This window comes from Brevundimonas sp. EU05-FHT14B07, assembly GCF_058790795.1.
On the sequence record NZ_JBYTCZ010000002.1, the window covers coordinates 118,614 to 135,849 of the forward strand.

Genomic DNA, 17,236 nt, shown 5'->3' on the forward strand with positions numbered 1-17,236 from the left:
GACGATGCAGTTCCAGCGCCTCCGGCTCGTCGGCTTCAAGTCGTTCGTCGATCCGGCGGAGGTGCACATCGAATCCGGCCTGACCGGCGTCGTCGGCCCGAACGGCTGCGGCAAGTCCAACGTCCTTGAAAGCCTGCGCTGGGTCATGGGCGCCAACTCAGCCAAGGCCATGCGCGGCCAGGGCATGGACGACGTCATCTTTGCCGGCGCCGCTGGCCGTCCTCCGCGCAGCCACGCCGAAGTCAGCCTGACCATCGACAACGCCGCTCGCCGTGCGCCCCAGCCCTTTACCGACAGCCCCGTGCTGGAGGTGTCGCGCCGGATCGACCGGGGCCAGGGTTCGACCTACCGCATCAACGGCAAGGAGGTGCGCGCCCGCGACGTCCAGCTGCTGTTCGCCGACGCCTCGACCGGCGCCAACTCGCCCGCCCTGGTGCGTCAGGGCCAGATTTCGGAACTGATCGCCGCCAAGCCGCAGAACCGCCGGCGCATTCTGGAAGAGGCGGGCGGCGTCGCCGGTCTGCACACCCGTCGGCACGAGGCCGAGCTGCGCCTCAAAGCCGCCGAGACCAACCTGGACCGGCTGGACGACATCGGCCGCGAGCTGGAGACGGCGCTGAACCGGCTGAAGCGCGAAGCCCGCCAAGCCGAGAAGTACAAGAAGATTTCGGCAGAGATCCGCGCCCTTCAGGCCGCCCTGCTGTATGTGCGTTGGAACGACGCGCGTCTGGCCGCAGAGGCCGCCGCCGCCGAACTGCGCGAGGCCGACCGGGCGGTGGCCGACACCACGACCGCCGCCGCCGCCGCACAGACGGCCGCCCTCTCCGCTCAGGACGCTCTGAAGCCCGCGCGAGAGGAGGACGCCGTCGCCTCCGCGCTGCTGCACCGCGCCAGCCTGGAGCGCGATCGGCTGGACATGGCTGAACAGGCGGCCCGTGCGGAAGTGGATCGCCTCAAGGCCGAGGCCGCCCGCATCGCCGCCGACGCCGCGCGCGAAGACGGCATGGCCGCCGACGCCCAGCGCGAACTGGACCGGCTCGACAACGAACTGAGCCGGCTGAAGGCCGAGATCGCCGCCGCCCCCGAACGCGGCCCCGAATTGGACATGGCCCTGGCGGCCGCCGAGGACGCCCGCAAGGCCGCCGACGGCGAGGTCGAACGGCTGGCGGGGATGCTGGCCGCCGTCGAGGCCCGCGCCAATGCCGAGACGGCCCGCAAGCGCGACGCCGAGGCCCGGCTGACCCGCGTCACCGCCCAGCACGATCAGGCCCGGCGCGAACGCGAGGCTCTAGGGCCGCTGGAAACGCCCGAGCTGGAAACCGCCCGTCAGGCGCTGGAAGCGGCGCAGGCCGACCTTGCCGCGGCGCGCGACGCCGTCGAGGCGGCCGAGGCGACACGCGGCGAACTGGCCCGCGCCGAACAGGAGGCACGGACCGCCGCCCGCGCCGCAGAGGACCGGTTGGGCCGGCTTCAGACCGAGGCGCGCGGCCTGGCCCAACTGCTGGTCACCGGCAAGCGCGACCATCCTCCGGCTCTGGACAAGGTGCGGGCCGACAAGGGTTATGAGGCCGCCCTGGCCGCCGCCTTGGGTGACGATCTGGACGCGGCGCTGGACGCCAAAGCCGCCGCCTACTGGGGCGGGGCGGATGCGCGCCCCCCGTCCTGGCCCGCCGGTATCACGCCGCTTTCGGATCATGTTCAGGCGCCGGCACAGTTGACCGCGCGCCTCGCTCTTTGCGGCGTGGCGCCGAAGGCCGAGGCGGTCCGGCTGGCCGGACTTCTGCCTCCCGGCGCGCGCCTGGTGACGGTCGAGGGCGACCTCTATCGCTGGGACGGGTTCGTCAGCCGCGCCGAGGCGCCGCGCCCGGCCGCCGTGCGGCTGGCACAGCGCACGCGCCTGGCCGAGCTGGAGGCCGAGATCGACAAGGGCAGACCGGCGCTGGATCAGGCGCAGGCGGCCCAGAAGTCGGCGACGGAAGCCTTTCGCGCCGCCGAAGAGACGGTCAAGGCCGCGCGCCTGAAGCCATTCGCCGCCGACAAGGCCGTGACCGCCGCCCGCGACCGCGTGGAAACCCTGGCCCGCGAGCAGGCCCGCCGCGAGGCCCGCGCCCAGGCGCTGGACGACACCGTGAGCCGGCTGGCGGCCGACGCAGCCGAGGCGCAAGCCGCCCTGGACGCCGCCCAGACCACCGACGCCCCGTCCGAGACGATCGCCGGCCTGCGCGACGAACTGACCGCCGCCCGCTCCACGGCCGACGCGGCCCGCACCACTGCCCAGACCGCCCGGTCGGACCGCGACGCCGAGGCCCGCGATCGCCAGGGTCGCGAGCAGCGGCTGGGCAGCCTGACCCGCGCGCGTGAAGGCTGGGTCACGCGGTCCAGGGACAGCGCCGGCCGCGTCGCCGCCCTGGCCAAGGACGCCGACCGGACGGCCGCCCTGCTGAAGCAGGCCGAGGTCGCGCCCCAGGGCTTCGCCGAACAGCGCGGCAAGCTGCTGGACACGCTGGTCGGCGCCGAACAGAGGAAACAGGCGGCGTCGGACGCCATGGCCGTCGCCGAGACTGAGGCGACCGAGGCCGACCGCGCGTCGCGCGCCGCCGAGACCGCCGCGTCGCAGGCCCGCGAGGCCCGCGCCGGCCTGTCCGCCCGCGCCGAGGCCGCCGCCGACAAGCTGGCCGAGGCCGAGACCACCCTGCGCGAAACGGCGCAGATGTCGCCGCAGGAACTGGGTCAGAAGCTGACCGACGACGCCATCGCCCGCCCGCCCGACGCCGCCGGCGCCGAGAGCCTGCTCTACGGGCTGGAGCGCGAACGCGAGGCCTTGGGGGCCGTCAACCTGCGCGCCGAGGACGAGGCGGTCGAATACGGCGAGCGGTTGAACAGCATGAAGTCGGAACGGATCGACCTGACCCAGGCGATCGCCAAGTTGCGCGACGGGATCGACGAGCTAAACGCCGAGGGGCGCGAGCGGCTGGTGGCGGCGTTCGACGTGATCAACGCCAACTTCAAGACCCTCTTCGAGGCCTTGTTCGGCGGGGGCCAGGCGGAGCTGAAGCTGGTCGAGAGCGACGACCCGCTGGAGGCGGGGCTGGAGATCTACGCCTGCCCGCCCGGCAAGCGGTTGTCGGTCATGAGCCTGATGAGCGGGGGCGAGCAGGCGTTGACGGCGGCGGCCCTGATCTTCGGCGTCTTCCTGGCCAACCCCGCGCCAGTCTGCGTGCTGGACGAGGTGGACGCGCCGCTGGACGACGCCAACGTGGACCGCTTCTGCCGGATGCTGCACGAGATGCGCAGCCGCACCGACACCCGCTTCATCGTCATCACCCACAACCCCGTGACCATGAGCCGGATGGACCGCCTGTACGGCGTCACCATGCCCGAACGCGGCATGAGCCAGCTGGTCAGCGTGGACCTGAACCAGGCGGAGACCCTGGTCGCATGATCGCCCTGCTGCTCGCGCTCGCCGATCCTCAACTGGTCCCGACCGGCGTGGGACGGTTCGCCATCTATGCCGACGCCGCCTCGATCGAACGCGAGGGCGACGTGGCGCGGATGCGGGAGCTGCAGGTGACCGAGGCCGGGTTCAAGGTCGGAGACGTGACCTATGTCGGAGGCTGGTCGCGGTGGGCGTTCGACTGCCGCGCGAGGACGGCGGATCGGCTGGACTTCTCCTCCTTGAAGGCGGACGGGACAGAAGGGCCGGCGACCCCGGACGCCGCCCCGGCCTATGACGCCGCGCCGGGCGGGGATGCAGCCGAGCTGCTGGCCATCGCCTGCGGGGTCGAACGGCCGGCCCAGGCGCTGACGCTGCAGCAGGCCATCAGCCAGGGACAAAGGGCGCTGGCGGACTAAGCCTCTTGCCATCTCCCTCCCCTTCAGGGGAGGGTGGTTGAGCGCAGCGAGACCGGGTGGGGGCGGCCCAGAATAGCGAAGATCGCAAAAGCCCGAGCGATGCGAAAAGCCATGAGCCCGCCGGAGGCGAGGCTTTGGTTGGCTCTGCGCGACCTTCGAAAACAAGGTTTTCATTTCCGACGCCAGCATCCTCTCCTCGGCTATTATGTCGACTTCATTTGTCTCCGACGCGGTTTGGCGGTGGAGGTCGATGGCGGTTCGCACGAGGGGCGTGGCGACTGGGACGCCCGCCGTGACGCCGCATTGGCTCATCACGGCGTAAAGACACTGCGCATAGGGGCCTCCGATGTTCGGGATCGACTCCCGGATGTCATGGATTTTATTCTTCGCGAACTGATGGCGGCCGCCCCCACCCGACCGCTTCGCGGCCACCCTCCCCGAGGCGGGGAGGGAGACTAGAGGGTTCGCCTTGCGGCCATTCGATGCGGTCGCGCGGCAGGGCCTCGCGGCATTCGTCGCGCATGAAGGCCATCAGCTTCTCGCGGATTTCGCAGCGCAGGTCGAAGGCGACCGGGGCCGAGCGGGCGCTGGCCAGGCAGCGCACCTGAAGCACGCGTTCGGTGATGTCGGTGACCTGCATCACCTGGACGTCGCCGTCCCAGAGCTTGGAGTTCTTGACGATGCCCTCGAAGGCGGCGCGCAGCCGATCGATGGGCGCTTCGTAATCAACGTAGAAGAAGGCCACGCCGATCAGGCGGGCGTTCTCGCGCGTCCAGTTCTGGAACGGCTTGGTGATGAAATAGGATAGGGGCAGCACCATCCTGCGCCAGTCCCACAGCTTGACCACCACATAGGTCGAGGTGATCTCCTCGACATTGCCCCACTCGTTCTCGACGATGACGGCGTCGTCCAGGCGGATCGGCTGGGTCAGGGCGATCTGGATGCCGGCGACCATGTTGGTCAGAATCGGCTGCAGGGCCAGACCGGCGATGATGCCGACCACCCCCGCCGAAGCCAGCAGGCTGACGCCCCACTGGCGGAAGCCCGCGATGGTCATCAGGGCCAGACCGACGGTGACGATGAACAGCACGACCTTGGCCACCCGCTGCAGGATGCGGGTCTGGGTCAGGTGCTTCCTGGCCAGAAGATTGTCCTCGACGGCGATATTGTACCGCTTGAGGTGCATGACAGACCACATGTCGAGGACGCCCGACGCCATCCAGCCAAGGGTCAGGATGAACAGGAACAGCAGAGCGCTGCGGATATCCTCGGACGGGCCGGGGTCCATCGGCGAGACGGTCACGCCGATGCCGACGCCGATGATGATGATCAGGACGCGCAGCTTGACCCGCGCGCGCTCGACCACGCCGCGCCAGAAGAGATCCTTATTCCGAACCACGCGACGCAGGATGGCGAAGACGATCTTGTGCGTCAGCCAGCCGCCACCGACGAAGACCAGCAGGACCAGGCCGATGACCGCCCACTCGGGCAGCCAGTCGAACTGGCGCCACAGGGCGCGGATCTGGCGGGTGACGGCGATGATTTCCGGAGGCATGGGCTTCCTAACGCGTCAGGGCCTTTGCGGTTGAGCCGTCGCCTCGACGAGGTCGGCCAGGCGTTGGGCGGCGTCGGGGATGGCGACGCTGCGGGCGGCGGCGGACATGGCCGACAGGCGCGCCGGATCGGACAGGACGCCGGTCAGGGTCGAGGCCAGGCGATCGACGGTCAGGTCGCCTTCCAGAATGACCTCGGCCGCGCCCGCATCGGTCAGGGCCTTGGCGTTCAGGCGCTGGTGGTCGTCGGTGGCGATCTTCAGCGGGATCAGGACGGACGGCAGGGCCGCGACCGCCAGTTCGGCGCAGGTCGAGGCGCCGGAGCGGCCGACGACCAGATGGGCCCTGGACAGTCGGTCAGCCATGTCGCGGAAGAAGGGGGCGACCTCGGCCTCGATCCCGGCCTCCAGATAGATCTGGCGCGCGACCTCCAGCGTCTCGAGCCGCGACTGCTGCTGCACCTTCAGGCGACGGCGCAGCGCCTCGGGCAAGGCGGCCAAGGCCCGCGGCGTGGTCTCGGACAGGATGCGGGCGCCCTGGCTGCCGCCGGTCACCAGCACATGGACGGGTGCGTCGTCGGCGGGGGCGACATAGGGGCGGTCGAACAGGGCGCGGATTTCGGCGCGTACCGGCGATCCGACGACGTGCGAGCGGCCCTGGACCTTGGCCGGCGCCCGCTCCAGCGTCGGGAAGGATGAAGCGATCTGACCGACATAGGGGGCCAGGATGCGGTTGGTGCGGCCCAGGACCGCGTTCTGTTCATGGATCACCGTCGGTCGCTGGGACGTGACGGCGGCGACCAGGGCCGGGGCGGACGGATAGCCGCCGAAACCGACGACGATATCGGCGCCAAGCCGGTCGAATGCCGTGCGCGCCTGGACCACGCCCTTGAAGATGGCGACGCCCGCCTTGATCAGGCCCAGCGGGCCGGAGCCGGTGGCCGCGTCCAGCGCCAGCCGTTCCTCGGCCGGAAAGGCATGGGCGTATTGTTCGCCCCGGTGATCGGTCGCCAGGACGACGCGCCAGCCGCGCGCCGCCATCTCGCGCGCCAGCGCCTCGGCCGGGAACATATGGCCGCCGGTGCCGCCGGCGGCGACGACGCAGAGCTTGGTCATGGGCGAGGCTCCGAAAAAGAGGGTCTGAATAGTCTGAAGTTCAGACGGTGGGCAGGCAAAAACACCGTCTAATTCGTCTAATCTGTCTAATGTCGGCGATGAACAGTGCGGCGAGGAATGGGGCGGCGACAGGATCGCACGGTTTTGCAGCGTGGGCAGGAGACGGTCGCTGGTCGGCTCTAGGCGTTTGATATTGCAGGGGCGTCGCTTTCCAAATGCGTCATAGGCCTCATTCTTTCGTCATCCTCCGACGAGCGTAGCGAGATCGGGGGACCCAGCGGCGCGCGGTAGCGCGAACCTGTCGCGAACTTGGCGCCTCAACAAAGTGCGGCGGACGCATCGCCTTCGGCACCGCTGGGTCCCCCGGTCTGCGCCGCAAGCGGCTTGCCGGAGGATGACGACGTCAAATGAGCCGCCGGCCCATGGTCAGGCTGGCGCCGGGTTCGTAGGCGCCGGGTCTGCGCCGCGTCAGGGCTAGGGCAAAGCCCATGGTCAGGCCCATGGCCAGCATGGAGGAGCCGCCATAGCTGATGAAGGGCAGGGTCATGCCCTTGGTCGGGATCAGGTTCAGGTTCACCGCGACGTTGATGCAGGCCTGAAGCCCGATCAGCATGAACAGGCCCGCCGCCGCCGTCTGCTCGAACGGATCGGTCAGCTTCATCGCCCGGCGCATGCCGCGAATGACGATGAAGGCGTAGAGGCTGATCATGATCAGGCTGAGGATCAGGCCGAACTCCTCGGCGCCGACGGAATAGATGAAGTCGGTGTGCAGGTCGGGCACGCGACGCTTCATCACGCCCTCGCCGATGCCCCGGCCCAGCAGGCCGCCGGCGCGAATGGCCTCGGACGCGCTGTCGATCTGGTGGGTGTCGGTCGTCTCGGGCGAAAAGAAGCGGCTGAGGCGGTCGCGCATATGGCCGAAGACGAAATACAGCGACACCAGCCCCGCCATGCCCAGGCTGGCCAGAACCGCCATCCATTTGAACGGCACGCCCGCCATGAAGAAGACGGCCATGAAGGTGGTGGTGATCAGAAGCGTCTGGCCGATGTCGGGCTGGATCAGCAGCAGCGAGACGGTCAGGGCGTAGAAGCCGAATGCGATGGTGACGCCGGGCACCCCCTGCCCCTTTTGCGCCTCGGCGAACATCCAGGCGGCGAAGACGATCAGGCCGGGCTTGGCGAACTCGGACGGTTGCAGGCTGAAGGGGCCGAAGTTCACCCAGCGGGCGGCCCCCTTCACCGTATCGCCGATGAACGGCAAGGCCATCATCACGACGATGGCGCCGAACAGGGCCAGGACCGCGATCCGCCGCACGCCGCGCGGCGACATCAGCGAGGTCGTCAGCATGATGCTGAGCCCCACGCCCGAAAAGACCATCATCCGCCAGGAATAGTGGAAGGGGTCGGTGATCGATTCATCGGCCAGGATGGCGGCGGGGCTGGAGGCGAAGCTGAGCGCCACGCCCAGGGCCATCAGGGCGAGGGCCGCACCCAACAGGCCGCGATCCACGGTCCAGAACCACTGTGCCACATGGCTTTGGTCGTTGCGGGAAAAGGCGGGGGTGTAGGGAGCGCTCATGACGCGGTTTCCGGGACGGCGCCGAGGGCCAGGACGGCGGCGCGGAAGGCCTCGCCGCGCGCCTCGAAGTCCTTGAACTGATCGAAGCTGGCGCAGGCGGGGGACAGGAGGACGATCTGCTCGCCGCCGGCAGAGGCCGCATCGGCGGCGGCGGCGGCCACGGCGGCGTCGAGGGTGCGGGCGATGACGTGGGGCGTGTCGGCCAGTGTGGCGGCGAAGGCCGGGGCCGCGTCGCCGATCAGATAGGCCTTGGCGATGCGGGGGAAGAGGTCGGCCAGGTCCGCGATTCCGCCGGCCTTGGGCACGCCGCCGGCGATCCAGAAGACGGACGGATAGGAGGCCAGGGCCTGACGCGCGGCGTCGGCGTTGGTGGCCTTGGAATCGTTGATGAAGCGCACGGAGCCGAGGCGGCCGACCGCCTCCATCCGGTGGGCCAGGCCGGGGAAGGACAGCAGGCCGGCGACCGCGGCGTCGTGATCGAGACCAAGGGCGCGCGCGGTCGCATAGGCGAAGGCGGCGTTCTGGGCGTTGTGGCGGCCGGGAAGCGAGCGCGCGGCGGTGAGATCGGCGACCAGTTCGCTATCCTTCAGAACAGCGCCCGACTGCGCGACATAGCCTTCTGCTCTCTGTGAGGGGTGGGTCGAGATGACGGTGGCGCGATCTGACAGGTCACGCGCAATCTGCTGCCCCCAGGTATCGTCCACGCCCACCAGGGCCACACCATCCGGTCCCTGATTGGCGAAGATGCGCGCCTTGGCCGCGACATAGCCGTCCATGCCGCCGTGGCGGTCCAGGTGGTCGGGGCTGATGTTGGTCAGGATGGCGACGTCGGGGGCGAAGGTCGTGGTGAGGTCCAGCTGATAGCTGGAGACCTCGATCACATAGACGGCGTCGGGCGTCGGTTCGGGCAAGGCCAGGACGCCGACGCCGATATTGCCGCCGACGTGGACCGTCAGGCCCGCCGACTTCAGCACCCAGCCGATCAGCGCGGTGGTGGTCGACTTGCCGTTGGTGCCGGTGATGGCGACGACGCGCGGCCGCTGATCCTTCGGCCGGTCGGCCAGGGCGCGGGCGAACAGTTCGATGTCGCCGAGGACGGGCACGCCGGCCGCGCGGGCCAAGTCTACGGTCCAGTGCGGCCTGGGATGGGTCAGGGGCGCGCCGGGCGACAGGACCAGGGCGGCGAAGTCGGACCAGTCGGCGGCGGCCAGGTCCTCGACCGTGAAGCCCTCGGCTTTGGCCTGCGCCCGGCCGGCCTCGCCGTCGTCCCACAGGATCGGGATCGCGCCCCCGGCCTGAAGAGCGCGCGCAGCCGTGATCCCCGACCGTCCCAGGCCGAAGACCGCGACCCGCCTGCCTTCAAAGCCGGGAACGGGGATCATCGGATCAGCGCAGCTTCAGCGTCGACAGGCCCAGCAGGGCCAGGGCGCCGGCGATGATCCAGAAGCGGATGACGACCGTGGATTCCGGCCAGCCCATCTTTTCGAAATGGTGGTGGACCGGCGCCATCAGGAAGATGCGCTTCTTCGTCAGCTTGTAATAGCCGACCTGGATCATGACCGAGGCGGCCTCCATGACGAACAGGCCGCCGACGATGCCCAGGACCAGCTCATGCTTGGTGGTGACGGCGATGGCGCCGAGCGCCCCGCCCAGAGCCAGCGAGCCGGTGTCGCCCATGAAGATCTTGGCCGGCGGGGCGTTGTACCAGAGGAAGCCCGCGCCGCCGCCGATCATGGCCGCGCAGAAGATGGCCAGTTCGCCCGCGCCAGGCACGTGGTGGACCTGAAGATACTGGGCGAAGACGAAGTTGCCGGCGAGGTAGCTGATCACGCCGAACGCGCCCGCCGCCATCATCACCGGCACGGTCGCCAGACCATCCAGACCATCGGTCAGGTTCACCGCATTGGAGAAGCCGACGATGGTGAAGGCCGCAAACGCCACATAGAACCAGCCGATATTCAGCAGCACGGCCTTGAAGAAGGGGAAGGCGATCGACGTCTCGAGCCCCGGTGAGGTTGGCGACACCGTCATCCACAGCACGGTCAGGACGCCGGCGACGACGGCGACGACGGTCTGGGCCAGGAGCTTCTGTTTCGAGGTCAGGCCGGCCGAGGTCTGTTTGGTCACCTTGGCGTAGTCGTCGATGAAGCCCAGCACGCCGAAGGCCGCCGTCACGAAGCTGACGATCCAGATGTAGGGGTTGGTCAGGTCGCCCCAGAGCAGCACCGCCACGCCGATGCCGGCCAGGATCATCAGACCGCCCATGGTCGGGGTGCCGACCTTGGACAGGTGGGACACCGGGCCGTCGTCGCGGATTGGCTGGCCCCGGCCCTGTTTGGCGCGGATCCAGTTGATGAAGCGGCTGCCCATGGCGACGGCGACGATCATGGCGGTGGCCATGGCGAGCGCCACGCGCACCGTCTGGTACTGAACCAGGTTCAGCAGCGGATACTGGTGCGCCACGTCGGCGTAGTAGAGATAGAGCAGATAGAACATTTCGGTCCTCTATCGCGTCGCGGGCGGCGTGTCGCGGCCTTGAAGATCGGCCAGAGCCTTGGCCACCAGCGAGGCCTTGGAGCCGTTCGAGCCCTTGACCATGACGATATCGCCGGGCGCGACCAGCAGGGCCGCCTCGGCCGCCAGTTCCGCCGCCGTGGCGCGCCAGACGCCGCGTCGCGAGACCGGAAGCGCGTCGTAGAGCCAACGCATCTCGGGACCGGCGGCGTGGACCAGGTCGAGGCCGGCGGCGTCGATGGGGCCGGCGAGGCCTTCATGCAGGTCGCGGCTCTGCTCGCCCAGCTCCAGCATATCGGTCAGCACCACCACGCGGCGGCCCGAGGTCGAGCGCGCGCCCAGGGTCTTGAACCCGGCGGCCATGGACAGCGGATTGGCGTTGTAGCTTTCGTCGATCAGGGTGAAGGCGCCGTCCGGCGTCGTGACCGTGCGCGTCTGGCCGCGTCCGGCCAGAGGCTGGAACCCGGCGAGGGCTTCGAGACCCGTCTCCAGCGTCACGTCCAGGGCGTCGAGCATCAAGAGGACGCACAGGCTGTTCAGGCCCCAATGGGCGCCGGACTGGGCCAGGCGATAGTCGATGCGTCGCCCGAACAGTTCGGCGGCGACCGCCGCGCCCTCGGCGTCCGGCCGGAAGTCCAGCAGGCGGGCGTCATGGCCGGCGTCGGATCCAAAAGTCAGCAGGCGCGCGCCGACCGCCCTGGCCGCGTCGCACAGGACAGCCGAGAAGGCGACGTCGCCGTTCGCCACCGCCGCACCGCCCGGGACCAGACCCTGGAAGATGGTCGCCTTTTCACGCGCGACCCCGGCCTCGCCGTCCGCGAAGGCCTCGATATGGACCGGACCGACCGTGGTGACGCAGGCGGCATGGGGGGCGACGAAGCGCGACAGCGGCGCGATCTCGCCGGGCGCATTCATGCCGATCTCGAACACGGCGCGCTGGGTCTCGACCGGCATCCGGGCCAGCGTCAGGGGCACGCCGATGTGGTTGTTGTAGCTTTTGATCGAGCCGTGGGCGGGACCGGCGAGGTCCAGGCCCGCCTTGATGGCCTGGGTGACGCTGGTCTTGCCGACGCTGCCGGTGACGGCGCCGCGCTTCACATGGGGCGCGCGCTCGCGGGCGGCGACGCCCAGGGCTTCGAGGCCGCGCAAGGTGTCGGGCACGACGACGCAAGGTCCGCCCTCGACCGCGTGTTCGACCAGGGCGGCCGCAGCGCCCGATGCGAAGGCGTCGCTGGCGAACCGATGCCCGTCGCGTTCGCCCTTCAGCGCCAGAAACAGGTCGCCGGGGACGATCTCGCGGCTGTTGTAGGTCAGGCCCGCAATCGGGCGGTCGTCGCCGTGCAGCACGCCGCCCGTGGCGGCGGCGACTTCGGCGGCCGACCAAAGCGGGCGGGCGGAGTGTTCAGGCATAGAGAGACAGGGCCTCGGACGCGACAGTGGCGTCGTCGAAGGGGTGGGTCACGCCCGCGACGATCTGACCCTGTTCATGCCCTTTTCCGGCGATGACCACCACATCCCCGTCACGCATCATTTCGACGGCGGCTTCGATGGCGGCGCGGCGGTCGCCGATCTCGATCCCGTCCGGGCAGCCGGCGCGAACCTGGGCGCGGATGGCCGCGGCGTCTTCGGAACGCGGATTGTCGTCGGTGACGATGGCGATGTCGGCCAGACGCCCGGCGATCTCGCCCATCAGGGGACGCTTGCCGCGATCGCGATCGCCGCCGGCGCCGAAGACGACGATCAGGCGACCGGTCGCGTGGGGACGCAGCGCGTTCAGAACCGTCTCGAGCCCGTCGGGCGTGTGGGCGTAGTCAACATAGACCTCGCCCCGGCCTTCTTGGCCGCCGTCGATGCGTTGCAGGCGGCCTTGCGCCCCGGTCAGGCCTTCCAGCGCGCCGATGACGGCGTCGGCCGGGTCGCCGGCGGCGATGCACAGACCGGCCGCCACCAGGGCGTTGGACGCCTGAAACGCGCCGGCCAGGGGCAGCAGGATTTCGCGGATGTCGCCGCGCACGTCGATGGTCAGACGCTGGCCCTCAGGCGTCGCGCGACGGCCGATCAGGGTCAGGTCGCGACCGCGCTCGCCCACGCCCATGACGCCCAGGCCCGCCATGATCGAGGCCGACGCGAAGACCGAATAGGCGTCGGAATCGGCGTTCAGCACGGCGGTGCGGCCGCGCGGCAGCAGGGTTTCGAACAGGCGCATCTTGGCGGCGCGGTAGTCCGCCATGGTGCCGTGATAATCGAGGTGGTCCTGGGTCAGGTTGGTGAAGGCGGCGGCCTTCAAGGCGACCCCGTCCAGGCGGCGCTGATCGATGCCGTGGGACGAGGCCTCCAGCGCGACGTGGGTCACGTCCTTGGCGGCCAGTTCGGCCATCAGGCGCGCGGCCTCGGCGGCGTCGGGGCTGGTCAGGCCGGGGCCGGTCAGGGCGTAGGTCTTGACGCCCTTCTGGCCGATCACGCCCAGCGTGCCCATACTCGCGGACTTATGGCCGACACCGGCCCAGATCTGGCGGCAGAAGGTGGCGACCGACGTCTTGCCGTTGGTGCCGGTGACGGCGACGCAGGTCTTGGGCTGGGCGCCGTAGAAGCCGCGCGCGGCGATGGCGTAGGCCCGGCGCACGTCGCCCGAGGTGACCAGAACGGGCGCCGCGCCATCCGGCGTGTCGGTCGGGGCCAGAACCGCAGCCGCGCCTTGCGCCAGGGCCTGGGGGATGAAGGCGCGGCCGTCGGCGGCCGTGCCCGGCAGGGCGACGAACAGGGCGCCGGGCGAGACCTTGCGGCTGTCGGCGGTGACGCCGGTGATGACGGGGTCCGAGGACACGTCGCGGCGCAGCAGGTCAGACAGGTGAAGCGCGCTCAAAGCCCGTCCCCCGCCACGTCCTGATATTGCGGGATCTTCTCGCCCGAGGCCGTGCGCCAGCGGTCGTCGCGGCGTTCGACGCCCAGGAAGCCGGCGATGCGGTCGGCGATATTGTGCACGGCCGGCGCAGCGACATAGGCGCCGGTCTTGGGATAGGTCCCCGGCTCGTCCATCACGATCAGGATGGCGTAGCGTTTGCCGTTCAGCGGACCATCGACGGGGAAGACCGCCGCGAAGGAGCCCAAGGCGTGGCTGGGGTCATAGCGACCGCCGACCAGTTTGTTGGCCGAGCCGGTCTTGCCGCCGACCCGCAGGCCCGGCGCGTCGGCGAAGCCCCCCGAACCCTTGACGACGTTGCGACGCAGCAGGTCGAGAATGGCGCGCGAGGTCTCTTCGGTGACGACCTGTTGCGGCTGGACGTTGCGGGCGCCGCCCTTGCGCAGCGACAGCGGGATCATCCGACCGCCATTGGTCAGGGCGCCCATGGCCTGAACCATCTGGGCCGGGGTGATCATGATGCCGTAGCCGAAGGACAGCGACGCCAGGGTCGAGTTGTCCCAGCGACGCGGCACGACAGGTTTGGCCGATTCCTTCAGCTCGATCTTGGCGGCGTCCAGCAGGCCCAGGCGGCGGAAATAGTCGCGCATGGTGTTGGGGCCCATCTGCACCGCCAGCTGCGACGTGCCGATGTTGGAGGAGTGCAGATAGACCTCTTCCAGGGTCATCACCCGGTTCTGGGCGTGGAAGTCCTTGATCTTGCGGTCGCCGATCTGGAAGGCCTGGGAGGCGTCGAACAGGGTGTTCATGTCGGCCCGGCCGGTGTCGAGGCCGGCGGCGACGGTGAAGGTCTTGAACACCGAGCCCATTTCGTAGTGGCCCGAAACCGCGCGGTTCAGGGTGGCGCCGTCGGGCGCCGCGCCGCGATCGGCCGAGTTGAAGGTCGGCCAGGACGCCATGCCCAGCACCTCGCCGGTCTGGACGTCGGTGACGATGCCGACGGCGCCCTTGGCCTGGTTCTTGATCGCGGCGGCGGCGAGTTCGTTTTCCAGCACGCCCTGGACGCGCAGGTCGATGGACAGGGGGAAGGCCTCGCCGCGCTGACCCGCAGCGCGGATCTCGTCGTTGAAGGCCAGTTCGGCGCCCGAGACGCCCTGCCCGCCCGTGTCGGCGTCGCCGATCAGGTGGACGGCCGAGGTTCCCAGCGGATAGGCGCGGCGGTCTTCGGGCTCGAAGGTGACGCCGCCCAGCGCCAGGTCGTGGACAGCGGCCTTTTCCTGAGGCGTCAGGCCGGTCAGGGCGATCAGACGACGGTCGCCGCCCAGCACCTTCTTCAGACGCTCGGCGGAGATGCGCGGCAGGGCGCGGCGGATCTGGCGATAGGCCAGGTCGCGATCCCAGATCTCCGCGGGGTCGATGTAGAGGCCGTAGTGGACGATGTTGGTGGCCAGCAGCTCGCCATTGCGGTCCGTCAGGTCGCCGCGCACCAGGGCGTTCGGATTGACGCCGCGCCCCAGCCCATTGGCCGGGGCGAACAGGGCCTTGTAGGACGCGCCGATGGCCAGGCCGCCGAAGACGCAGGAAAAGACGATCAGGATCAGGAAGATGCGGACGCGTGTGTCCTCTTCCGGGCGGGCGTCGGCGCGGGCGCGCTCGAAGCCGTGCTCCAGCCGCCAGACCAGTTCCGTCAGCCAGCGCCAGAAGGGCGACAGGCGGCCTTGCAGTCGTTCCTGGAAATCGGCGCCCGGCGCGGGGCGGTGGTAGCGATGATCCTGAACGCTCATTGCGCCGGCTCCGGCGAAGGCGTTGGGACGGGTGCGTCATCGGCGACGGCGGCGGGCGCCGGCGCGGCGGCAGGCGCGGACGCGGCGGGTTGAGCGGGGACGGGTTTCAGGGCGGTCAGCTGACCTTCCTTGGCCTGACGGGCGACGGCGACGGGAGCCATGCCGATCTGGCGAGACAGGCTTTCCAGACGCGCGGGCTGCTCCAGCCGGGCGACCTCGGCGCGCAGCAGGCGGACGCGCTGTCCGTTCTCACGGATGTCCTGTTCGATCTGGGCGATGCGGCTGCTCTCACGCGCCGCGGCGGCCTTGGCGGCATAGACCGACACGATCATGATCGCGACCAAGGCCACGCCGATGATCTCGACCCAGCGCACGCCGCGCACCTTCCAGTCGAACAGACGCTGCAGGGCGGTGCGAGAATAGGTGAAGAAGGGCGCCGTGGTCATGCCGCCGCTCTCCCATCGATCCGACCCCAGGCCGGGGCGTCGGTGCGCACGGCGGCGCGCAGCTTGGCTGAGCGGGCGCGAGGGTTGGTGGAACGCTCTTCGTCGCCCGCCTCGCGCGCGCCCTTGAACTGAAGCGTGAAGCTGGGCTTGCGCGGATCGACGGCCATCGGCGCATGACGCGAGCCTGCGGGGCTATTGCCCGTGCGCTCGGTCAGGAAGGCCTTGACGATGCGGTCTTCCAGCGAATGGAAGGTGACAACGGCGAGGCGTCCACCGGGGGCGAGCGTCGCCTCGGCCGCCTCCAGACCGCGCTCCAGCTCGCCCAGTTCGTCATTGACTGCGATGCGCAGGGCCTGGAACACGCGGGTCGCCGGATGGATCGGCGCGCCGCGACGGCCGCCCAGAGCCTTTTCGACCACCTCGGCCAGATCCAGGGTGCGGGTGAACGGCTGTTCGGCGCGGCGACGCAGGATGGCGGTGGCGACGCGGCCCGACTGGCGCTCTTCGCCGTACAGTTTGAAGATGTGGGCCAGGGGACCGTGGTCCCAGCTGTTGACGATGTCGGCGGCGGTCGCGCCCTCATCGGACATGCGCATATCCAGCGGACCGTCGCGCATGAAGGAGAAGCCGCGCTCGGCCTGATCCAGCTGCATCGACGAGACGCCGATGTCGAAGACGGCGCCGTCCAGCTTCGTCTTGCCGCTGTCGGCAAAGGCCTGGGCCAGAGCCGAGAAGGGGGTGCGGATCAGCTGGAACTGGCCGGGGAAGTCGCTGGCGACGGCGTCGGCGTGCGGCTGGACCGTCGGGTCGCGATCCAGGGCGACGACCTGGGCGCCGGTCTTCAGGATGGCGCGGGTATAGCCGCCGGCGCCGAAAGTGGCGTCGATCACGACGTCGCCGGGCGCAGGCGCCAGGGCCTCGATCACCTCGGCCAGCAGGACAGGGGCGTGGGGAGAATTGGGGGGAGCGTCAGTCACGATCCACCTCCCGCCAGCTTCATCTGGGCCGCCAGCTTCAGGGCGCCGATCTGGGCCATGCCGGCCTTGGCCAGGGCGCGCTGTTCGGCGCGGCGGGCCGCCCATTTCTCGCGCGACCAGATCTGGAAACGGTCGTTCAGGCCGACGATGACGACGGTGTCGCCCAGACCGGCTTCGGCGCACAGCGCCTCAGGCAAGGTGATCCGACCGCCGGAATCGTAGGCCAGGCGCACCTGCTCGCCCATCACCTGCCACTCCAGCGCCGAACGCTCCTCGGAACCGAACGGCAGGGCTTCGATCATTTCGGCATAGACGGCGAACAGGCGGTCGCCGCCCGCCTCCAGGCAGTCGGCCTCGATCGAAGGGAAGATGAAGACGCTGCCGGCGGCGCCGTTTTCGGTCGTGCGGAAATCGTTGGGGATGAGGAGACGGCGCTTGCCGTCCAGCTGCTTCTCATAGGTCGAGAGAAACACGCCCTGTCCAATCGAGCCCTTCGGCCCGTCCCTAGATGCCCTGACGAACGCCCGCCGCGCCCGCCTCTCAGCCCCAAATCATG

At 69.8% G+C, this 17,236-nt stretch carries 14 protein-coding genes; 3 read left to right on the plus strand and 11 right to left on the minus strand.

The genetic code is table 11. The features are described 5' to 3' along the window. Window positions 1–4 precede the first annotated feature (4 nt). The 3 genes from smc to AC3WRC_RS04660 all read left to right on the plus strand — a co-directional run bounded on the left by smc (window position 5) and on the right by AC3WRC_RS04660 (window position 4,311). A complete protein-coding gene (smc, locus tag AC3WRC_RS04650; RefSeq protein ID WP_492303070.1) occupies window positions 5–3,442 on the plus strand; it encodes a chromosome segregation protein SMC in 3,438 nt (1,145 codons plus the stop codon). Beyond that, entirely contained in the window at window positions 3,439–3,852 is a 414-nt protein-coding gene (locus AC3WRC_RS04655) for a surface-adhesin E family protein (protein WP_492303071.1), read from the plus strand. Before smc ends, AC3WRC_RS04655 begins: the two co-directional genes overlap by 4 nt. 111 nt (window positions 3,853–3,963) lie before the next feature. Then, window positions 3,964–4,311, plus strand: coding sequence for an endonuclease domain-containing protein (locus AC3WRC_RS04660; RefSeq protein ID WP_492303465.1), 348 nt, complete (start codon window positions 3,964–3,966; stop codon window positions 4,309–4,311). Here AC3WRC_RS04660 and AC3WRC_RS04665 read toward each other — a convergent pair. From AC3WRC_RS04665 to AC3WRC_RS04715, 11 genes are all read right to left on the minus strand, one after another. Further along, window positions 4,232–5,407 (minus strand): mechanosensitive ion channel family protein, encoded by a 1,176-nt coding sequence (locus tag AC3WRC_RS04665; protein WP_492303072.1) that lies wholly within the window; start codon window positions 5,405–5,407, stop codon window positions 4,232–4,234. The two genes, AC3WRC_RS04660 and AC3WRC_RS04665, sit on opposite strands and share 80 nt — an antisense overlap. A gap of 15 nt (window positions 5,408–5,422) precedes the next feature. After that, window positions 5,423–6,520, minus strand: a complete 1,098-nt coding sequence (gene murG, locus AC3WRC_RS04670) for an undecaprenyldiphospho-muramoylpentapeptide beta-N-acetylglucosaminyltransferase (protein WP_492303074.1) — start codon at window positions 6,518–6,520, stop codon at window positions 5,423–5,425. 403 nt (window positions 6,521–6,923) lie between these two features. Further along, the gene (locus AC3WRC_RS04675; RefSeq protein ID WP_017504530.1) at window positions 6,924–8,099 is read right to left on the minus strand and encodes a peptidoglycan glycosyltransferase FtsW; all 1,176 of its coding nucleotides are present in this window, start codon (window positions 8,097–8,099) and stop codon (window positions 6,924–6,926) included. Further along, a complete protein-coding gene (murD, locus tag AC3WRC_RS04680) occupies window positions 8,096–9,481 on the minus strand; it encodes a UDP-N-acetylmuramoyl-L-alanine--D-glutamate ligase (RefSeq protein ID WP_492303075.1) in 1,386 nt (461 codons plus the stop codon). Before murD ends, AC3WRC_RS04675 begins: the two co-directional genes overlap by 4 nt. Window positions 9,482–9,485: 4 nt before the next feature. Beyond that, window positions 9,486–10,595, minus strand: a complete 1,110-nt coding sequence (mraY, locus tag AC3WRC_RS04685; RefSeq protein WP_017504532.1) for a phospho-N-acetylmuramoyl-pentapeptide-transferase — start codon at window positions 10,593–10,595, stop codon at window positions 9,486–9,488. Between the two features lie 9 nt (window positions 10,596–10,604). Beyond that, on the minus strand, window positions 10,605–12,023 hold the full coding sequence (locus AC3WRC_RS04690; protein ID WP_492303076.1) for a UDP-N-acetylmuramoyl-tripeptide--D-alanyl-D-alanine ligase: 1,419 nt from the start codon (window positions 12,021–12,023) through the stop codon (window positions 10,605–10,607). Further along, complete coding sequence (locus tag AC3WRC_RS04695) at window positions 12,016–13,476, minus strand: UDP-N-acetylmuramoyl-L-alanyl-D-glutamate--2,6-diaminopimelate ligase (protein ID WP_174085217.1); 1,461 nt, start codon at window positions 13,474–13,476, stop codon at window positions 12,016–12,018. The genes AC3WRC_RS04690 and AC3WRC_RS04695 overlap by 8 nt, the downstream gene beginning before the upstream one ends. After that, window positions 13,473–15,257, minus strand: a complete 1,785-nt coding sequence (locus AC3WRC_RS04700; protein ID WP_017504535.1) for a peptidoglycan D,D-transpeptidase FtsI family protein — start codon at window positions 15,255–15,257, stop codon at window positions 13,473–13,475. The genes AC3WRC_RS04695 and AC3WRC_RS04700 overlap by 4 nt, the downstream gene beginning before the upstream one ends. Further along, entirely contained in the window at window positions 15,254–15,703 is a 450-nt protein-coding gene (gene ftsL / locus AC3WRC_RS04705; RefSeq protein ID WP_017504536.1) for a cell division protein FtsL, read from the minus strand. Before ftsL ends, AC3WRC_RS04700 begins: the two co-directional genes overlap by 4 nt. Then, window positions 15,700–16,680 (minus strand): 16S rRNA (cytosine(1402)-N(4))-methyltransferase RsmH, encoded by a 981-nt coding sequence (gene rsmH, locus AC3WRC_RS04710; RefSeq protein WP_492303077.1) that lies wholly within the window; start codon window positions 16,678–16,680, stop codon window positions 15,700–15,702. The genes ftsL and rsmH overlap by 4 nt, the downstream gene beginning before the upstream one ends. Continuing rightward, the gene (locus AC3WRC_RS04715; RefSeq protein ID WP_492303078.1) at window positions 16,677–17,153 is read right to left on the minus strand and encodes a division/cell wall cluster transcriptional repressor MraZ; all 477 of its coding nucleotides are present in this window, start codon (window positions 17,151–17,153) and stop codon (window positions 16,677–16,679) included. Before AC3WRC_RS04715 ends, rsmH begins: the two co-directional genes overlap by 4 nt. Window positions 17,154–17,236: the final 83 nt, after the last annotated feature.